The organism is Mycoplasma todarodis, assembly GCF_004335995.1.
GTDB classification, from domain to species: domain Bacteria; phylum Bacillota_I; class Bacilli_A; order Mycoplasmatales; family Metamycoplasmataceae; genus Mycoplasma_K; species Mycoplasma_K todarodis.
On record NZ_PSZP01000036.1, the window covers coordinates 1 to 6420 of the forward strand.

A 6420-nucleotide genomic window follows, 5' to 3' on the forward strand; every position below is an offset into this window, starting at 1 on the left:
ATCAGTAATTTTTGTACCTTTATGTCCAGAAGCTAAATCAACACCTGTAGCGTTTTTAATAGCGTCTAGAATTTTATCTATTGAATCTCCGTTAGCTTTACCTTTTTTAACAATGTCAGCAATTTCTTTAACTGTTTTTGTTCCTTGTTTAGTTTTGATATCAACATCGTGAATTCTCTTAGCAATATCTGCGTTGTTTTTATCTTTTAGTTTTGTTGCGTTTGCTGCTTTATCATTATTACCAACAAAACTTCCTTTTGCATCTGTTGTTGGAGTTGTTGCACCTTTTGTATTTGTAGAAACGGTAACTTTAATTCCGCCTTTTCCATCATCAACTAGTGTAACACCTGTGATATCTGTACCTTTGTGACCAGTAGATAAATCAACACCCGTGATCGCTTTAATTGACTTAATTATGTCAGCAACTGATGCACCCGCTTTTTTCATTTTTTTGATGATTTCGGCAATAGTATCTGAACCTTGTTTACCTTTGATATCTACACCATTAAGTTTGGCTTCGATAGCTTCGATGTTTTTCTTTTGAGTTAGATCTATATCATTTGTACCACTTAAGCTTCCGTCTACTGAAGGGTTCTTAGTTGCATCTGGTGTTTTTGTTGTTACTTCAACTTTAATTTTACCTGTTTTTGGATCAGCTGTAAGTTTTACACCTGTAATTGATGTATCCCCAACTTTTGTAGGAATATTTACACCTGTAGCATTCTTAATTGCTTTAAGGATTTCACCGATTGATTTACCAGCTTTTTTCATGTCATCAACAATTTTTTGAATTGATGATACAGTATTTTTACCTTGAGCTTTTTTAATGTCGATTCCGTCAATAATTTTCTTAATAGTAGCGATAGATGTTTTTTGTTTTTTATCAGCAGCAACTACTTTTCTTCTTTGCATTACTGTCGCATCATCATCACCAGTAATAGTTGCTTTTGCAGAACCACTAGCTGTTGTTGCGTGTGCAGTTGTTGTGGAGATCTTAACGTCAATTGTTGCACCATTTCCTTTTGAGAAAACAAGATTCGAAATTGTTGTATTACCTTGTGTTTTAGGAACATCAACACCTGTTTCGTCTTTAATAGCATTAAGTTTGTCATCTAATGACATTTTATTTCAAGCAGCAACAATTTCATCGATTGTTCTTGTACCTTGTTTTGTTAATTTTGCTTTTTTAAAGAAGTCAACGATTGCAGCTATTTCTTTTGGTTTATTAATATTAGCATCTATTTCAACGTCATTTTTACCAGTAACATCGTGTGATGAAGGTGATTTAGTTGCGTTTGTAGCGTTTTTTGTTTCTGTTTTAACTTCAATTTTAATTTTTCCTGTTTTAGGATCAGCTGTAAGTTTTACATCTGTAATTTTTGTTCCGTTACTGTTAGATTTACCTGTTAAATCAACACCGAACTTATCTCTAAGATCTTTTAGTTTATCAGCAAGTGATTTTTTATTGAAATCTTTAGCGATTTCTGAACCTTTTTTATCACCTTGGTTTTTAAGTTGAGCTTTCTTTAATAAAGCATCAATATCGGCATTATTTTTTGTTTGTTTTTTATCAGCAATTTGTGTATCAATTGTTGAATCATCTTTACCAGAAACTTCTTTTGTTATATGGTGTGTTTCAGTAGAAGCACCTTTTGTTGTAACCGTAACATCAATTTTTACTTTTGATGAGTCTTTTGAATCTACAGTAACTTTAACCGTAACTGTTGAACCTTTTGGCACTTTAATGTCAAGATCAAGTTCTTTTTTAAGAGTTCCTAAATCCGTTACACTTTTGGCGACTTCAGACATTTTTCTATCACCTTGGTTTTTAACAGAAGGTTTAGCCATCGCAGCTTTAACTGCAGCTTCATTTTTCTTTTGAAGTTTATCAGCAATTTGCGTTGCAATAGTTGCATCAGATTTAACCTTTATTTTAAATACATTATCTAAAGGAGGTTTTGTAGCATCCGGTGTGTTAACTGTAACTTTAATAGTCATGTTACCGTTCGCATCAGTATCGATGTCAACTTTTGTCATCTTACCTTTACCTTTTAATGATTTTGATAATGCTGATTCATCAACACCCAATAATTTTGCGAGGTCTTTAGCATTAGTAATTGTTTTAGCAATTTCAGCTGCTGTTCTATCACCTTGTGTCGCATCCGAAATTTTTAATTTAGGGTTGAATGCATCATCAACTAATTTGTGGTTAGTTTTTTGATCATCATTACCAATTAATTCTTTAATTTGTGCATCAGATAAAGCTTTAATTGATTTATTAGAAGTTGTTTTTGTTTTTGCAAAGTGATTACTTTTGTAATATTCAACATCAAGAGCCATGTTACCGTTAGAATCTCCGGTTACTGTTATTTTTGCGAATACTTTATCAGGTACAGAAGTAACTTTCATACCAAAGTATTTCCCTAACAAGAATTTCTTTTCAGCTGTTGTTTTAGCATTATTTATAGCATCCGCTATTTCTTTAGCCGTTTTAAAACCTTGGTTATGAATTTTTGCTTTAAGAATACCTTCTTCAATACCCGCAATATCTATACTCTCTACTGAAGTGATATCTAAAATATAGAATGATTGGTGTTGAATAGCTAATGAACCATCAAGTTGTTTTATTGACTTCCTGAAACCTTCTGGCGAATCAAGAGTTGGCCTATGATCTTTATCATTATTACGGAAATCATTGGGACCTCTACCTACAATATAATTAGTATCACCCGTAGAAGCTTTACCATCTATGTGAATTTGCACAAAGTCCGCTCTTTTTCAACTGGCATCTATCGAGTTATTAGGATTGAACCCACCATCTGTAACAGCTCTATCATAAACAAATCCACCATTAAAGTGAGTATGCATTACTTGTTTCTTACCTTGTTTTGTTTCTTTAAACATATTCATTTGTAGTGAACTTCACATTGTGGAGTCACTTATTTTATCTCCAATTTGAGATGCAGGGGTTGAATCAGCTCTATCAAATCTTAAAGTCATTCTAGACTGAGACCTATCAGTTTGAGCAATGTTTAATGATGGGTCTTTGTTTCATTTAAGGGAGAATGTTCTATCTCTTTCACTTGCATGATCATTTCAATATTTTTTCATAGCAGCTTCATCCATAAATTCGAAACCTAATAATTTTACAATTGCTGAAAAATTATCGAATTTAAATATACTACCATCAACTTTTTCTTGACGAGTAAGTATGTTGGGGTCCTTAGGATCTTGTTTTCAATTTTTAAGTTCTGAATCAAACTCAACAGCCACAAAATGTTTCTGCATTTTTGTTCAAAGATCAGTCCTCATGACAAGTTCTTTCGCAATATGTATAAGGAGGTCGTCTGTATTGTGTTTTTTAAAGACTTTACCCCGCGTCATATTTTTAATCATATTTATTGGAAGCATTCTCAGTCTATATGAAACAGCAGTCGCCTTTGCGAACTCTTTATCATCATATTTAATTAAACCAGTTGTGTGTTGGTCTCAACCTCAGAATCAATAAGAATCCACTGGATTTGCAATTTGTTTTTTCTTAAACATTTCTCTTCTTGCAGCTTCTTGTCTAGCTTCATAAGCTTTTTTTGCTTTTTCCTGTTCTAAAGTTTTAAGTTTATGGGAGTTTGCTTTTGCTTCTATTTTTTTTGATTGAATACGTTTATCTAGGTAAGCTAAGATTTCTTTATCTTGGTTCCCTGCTGTTTTTGTGTTGGTTGCTGTAACTGCTACTGGCACAGCAACTGCTGCAACTGCTCCAACTGATAAAACTATTTTTTTATTTTTCTTCATATTTTTTTCTCCTGTTTCACCAGAATTTTAAATATGTCTTTTTAACTTAATGAGATATACCCAGATGCATCATAGGTGGTATCTTTTTGAAACTAACTTAAATTGGCATTAAAAGTCAGTTTTGAAAAGGCGATATAAAATTTGGCGATTTATTTTTTTTAACGTTTTGTAGAAAAGACTTTTTTACTCTCGTCTTATTCCTAACAATATATTAACATATGTAAATGCTTTTTACAAACGATTTTCAATGCTTGACCCTTGTAATTTCAATGAATTGGTTCATTCCGCTGCAATGAATGCCATTTGTTCAAAACATTTTACACATTGATAAATACACTAAACCCCTTCCTGTGATAACCCCTTATTTAAAGGTTATTAAAGCCTAACCACATTCTTCTACAACTAACTTTTTAACCCCCATTGGACAATTAATTCATGTTTTGAAATAATTAGTTTCAGAATAATGCTATTAATTTCTAACTTTTTATTTTTAGCGATTTTACTGCAAAAATACACCAACCAATAATACTTATTTTCAATAGATTTCAACCCTCATCAATCCTTGATTTCCTTGCTCGAGCAAAAGAAAATTTATTTATACCTTATGCAGATTTTTAGGAAATAAAAGAGTGCTTTATTGAAGAAAAAATCAAAAAAGGCAACTCGTATATCGCATTCTCATTTTGTTATTTAACTGTATTTTTTACTTATTAAATATAAATAAATAAACTATATGCTTACGCCAAATATATCAATAATTTAGTTTTATATTCTATTAATTAAACTCGTTTTAAATACCCGAAAAATAAAGCACTATTTAAAAATTTATTTATTTGATATCCAAAATGCCTAGTTACTCATCTAACCACTTATTTATAAATCCTCCTTAATGGAAACTTCATTTAAAGAGGCCGTAGATCCACCCCTACTTCACACTAACATCCGCACAATTTCACACTAACACCCACACAATAGAGTCTGACCACCTTCTTAATTCCATATATTAATAAGCATCTTAAAGTTTTTCGATTAAAAATGATGTATTCCGAAATAATTCCCCATTCTTTCAAAAGGAGGATCCTGTTTTTTATAAACATGATAAGGAACGTGGTGAATCTTCCTCTTTAACCACTGCATTTTCCATTTACCAGACCCTTTATGTCTGTCTTGCATTCTCTCATTTTTTTAAATGCCATCCTTTTCACCCAAAAAATATTTTTGGTGAATATATCCATGTTAAAAAAGTCCTAAAATTAAAAAATCTTTGAAAAAATCAAATTTTTTTTAATTTTTTTTCGGTTAATTTTAGAGCTAAAAATTGGGTCAAATTTAGTCATTTTTTGACTCTCCAATTTCAAGGGTGGGGGGTTGAATTTTCATTGAATTTTATCAGACCCGAAAAATGCCATTTTTTCACAAAAAAGTTCATTTTCTTATTAAAAAACACACTTAATTTAACTTTTTTTATTTTTTTAACGTCAATTTTTGTGCTAAAATAGTATTGAGGTAGCTGAAGAAGAAAATTCTCGAAAAAAACGCCAATTTTTGAACGGTTATTTCCAGTTAAAAAAACAAGAATATGAAAAATGAGTAAGGGATTCATATTTTGCGTGATTTAACCGGAAGTTCAATGCAAGCTATCTTACATTCTGAAGCCAAAAGAATGGGAGAGAATTATTGTTGTGACTAGATTCCCCCTATGATCAACAACACGAATTCAATTAAAAGTTGAAATGCCAATTCAAAATTCAACTTTTCCTAACTTGCCGTTAATGCCTTTAAATATAAAACGCCAATTACATCCAATATATTTATTAAGCATTATCTGCAATTCCTTATAAACAGAATAAAAACAAAATATGCAAATAAAATAATCTTAAAGAAGACACCTGTTGCTGTGGGTGTTTTTGATTTGCCATTTATCATCAAGTATTTGCACCGTAATTTTTAATGATTAAATTCTGTGATAAAACACCTATTTAAATATTCGAACCTCCTAAAATTAAAAAAACTTCGAAAAAATCAAATTTTTTTTAATTTTTTTTCGGTTAATTTTAGAGCTAAAAAATGGGTCAAATTTAGTCATTTTTTGACTATCCAATTTCAAGGGTGGGGGGTTGAATTTTCATTGAATTTTATTGAACCCGAAAAATGCCATTTTTTCACAAAAAAGTTCATTTTCTTATTAAAAAACACACTTAATTTAACTTTTTTTATTTTTTTAATGTCAATTTTTGTGCTAAAATAATATTGAGGTAGCTGAAGAAGAAAATTCTCGAAAAAAAAACGCCAATTTTTGAATAGTAATTTTCGACTAAAAAACTGAAAAATAATTCACCTAAGAAAGCCAAAAATTTTCAAGGGTTTTAGTTGAAGAAATTGATTCAATACAAGCTATCTTACATCCTAAGCCAATTTAAGGAATGAGCGAGAAAAAAGAAATTATAATCACCCTCGCAAAATGAGGTGTGACGAACACGAATTCAATTAAGGAAGTTGTAATGCCAAATAAACCAACTTTCCTATGTACAAAACGGATAATGTCAATTATCGAATGATGATTGAAGAAAAGATATGAATTTAAATAAGGTTTTGGAACGCCAATTCAGAACTTTAACCAAAACTGAT

General features: G+C 30.9%; 2 protein-coding genes. One reads left to right on the plus strand and one right to left on the minus strand.

Going from position 1 to position 6420, the window contains the following annotated elements; genetic code table 4:
• Positions 1-3792, minus strand: a 3792-nt coding sequence (locus tag C4B25_RS03765; RefSeq protein WP_131613705.1) for a hypothetical protein, incomplete at its 3' end; no start/stop codon positions are given.
• Positions 3793-6215: 2423 nt separating this feature from the next.
• On the opposite strand from C4B25_RS03765, the gene C4B25_RS04750 reads away from it, so the two are divergent.
• Positions 6216-6380, plus strand: a complete 165-nt coding sequence (locus tag C4B25_RS04750; RefSeq protein WP_168380698.1) for a hypothetical protein — start codon at positions 6216-6218, stop codon at positions 6378-6380.
• Positions 6381-6420 lie beyond the last annotated feature (40 nt).